This window comes from Mixta sp. Marseille-Q2659, assembly GCF_940807255.1.
Lineage (GTDB): Bacteria > Pseudomonadota > Gammaproteobacteria > Enterobacterales > Enterobacteriaceae > Mixta.
Genome location: NZ_CALNWY010000071.1, coordinates 1 through 1452, shown reverse-complemented (window position 1 = coordinate 1452; position 1452 = coordinate 1). Strand labels below are relative to the sequence as shown.

Below are 1452 nucleotides of genomic sequence, written 5' to 3'. Positions count from 1 at the left end.
GCACGCTATCGATAAGGCGCTGGCGCTGAAGCCGGAAGATCGTCCGCAGTCCATTGACGACTTTGCCGCACTGATGGAGCTGTCGGTTTCCGATCTGAACGATATTCTTAACGTGAAGATTGACGGACCGGGCACCATGCTGGTGCCGGTTGAACCGGAAGCGCCAGCGGCGCCGCCGTCACCGCTGAAGCGCTATATGTGGCCGGGGCTGGCTGCCGCAGGCGTGTTGGTCGGTATTGCTGTGGGCGCGCTGATTGCCGGCGGCGGCAATGATGGTGTGCAAAGCGCTGCCGTCGCGCCGTCCGATACCGCTGCGCCCGCCGCCGTTCAGACGCAGAACGCCGCTCCCGTCGCCAGTACCTCTGCGCCGACCGCCACGGAAAGCAGCGCCGCTGCTGAACCGTCGCAGCCTGCGGTGGTGCCGGAGCCGGTTGCCCAGGTTTATATCAAACTGCGCACGGGCGATGAGGTGGCACTCAACGGTAATCAGCAGGCGCTGGTGCCTTCGCCAAACGGTTTTGCTTCGCTGCAATTACCGCCGGGCGAGTACACCTTTACCGTGACCAATCAGGGACAGTCACGACAACAAAAAATAACTGTCGATCGCGAAGGCGTTTGGTTGATAAACCCGCAAAGCTAAGGTAATAAAGAGTGACCGTTTTTATAACGGTCATCTCTTCTCTTCAGGAACAATAATTACAGGAAAGGAAATGGCAAATAATCCATGGCGCCTGTTGATCACCGCGTTGCTGGCGCTTTTTATTACCTCATGCGATAAATCCTCTGACGGTGATATAAACTCTGCTTCACCCGTTTCTGCTGCACAAACTCAAATTAACGACAAACTTACCGCTTTTACTAAGGCGGCTAATAGTGAAGCCAGCATTAATACTTACTCGTTGCCGGATGCTTTTTATAAATATCGTCGCGAGATCGAGCCGCAGCTCACTTCAACCCTGACCGCTTATTCGGTGGTTAATCCTGGGATATTTCGTAAGGTCAGCGAGCAATTAAACCAGGGCTTAAGCCTGCCGGGAGAATTGCCGCAGCTGGATGAGGCGGCAAGGCAATATCAGGCGAGCCTCGATAAAATGCTGCCGCTTAGCGAAACGCTTTACGCCTACAGCCAGAGCAAGGGCTGGCGCAATGACAACGGGGCGCTGGCGCGCAACAGCAATGCGGAATATATCGCGACGTTTGAAACGCTGCTTATTAAGCGGGATAATTTTTTAAAAGCGATTTCCGTTGCCAACAGCGAACAAATAAAAAAGGCTTATGAAAATTCTGAGCCAAATAGCGCAGAGCATTATCGTAACGGTATCGTTGGTAATGACTCCAACTTACTGATAGTGTTTTATGTTCAGATAATGCCCGATGACCTTGTCATGCAGCTCCACCGATTTTGAGAACGACAGTGACTTCCGTCCCAGCCTTGCCAGATGTTGTCTCAGA

At 53.1% G+C, this 1452-nt stretch carries 1 protein-coding gene and 2 pseudogenes; 2 read left to right on the top strand and 1 reads right to left on the bottom strand.

Annotation, left to right across the window (positions count from 1 at the left end):
* Both P3C52_RS20930 and P3C52_RS20925 read left to right on the top strand, forming a co-directional pair.
* Window positions 1-640: pseudogene (locus tag P3C52_RS20930) on the top strand (serine/threonine protein kinase); the annotation flags it as partial.
* A gap of 70 nt (window positions 641-710) precedes the next feature.
* Window positions 711-1331, top strand: a pseudogene (locus tag P3C52_RS20925) (DUF3829 domain-containing protein); the annotation flags it as partial.
* 9 nt (window positions 1332-1340) lie between these two features.
* Here the strand turns inward: P3C52_RS20925 and P3C52_RS20920 are convergent.
* On the bottom strand, window positions 1341-1452 hold a 112-nt coding region (locus P3C52_RS20920; RefSeq protein WP_001691633.1), incomplete at its 5' end, for an IS1 family transposase.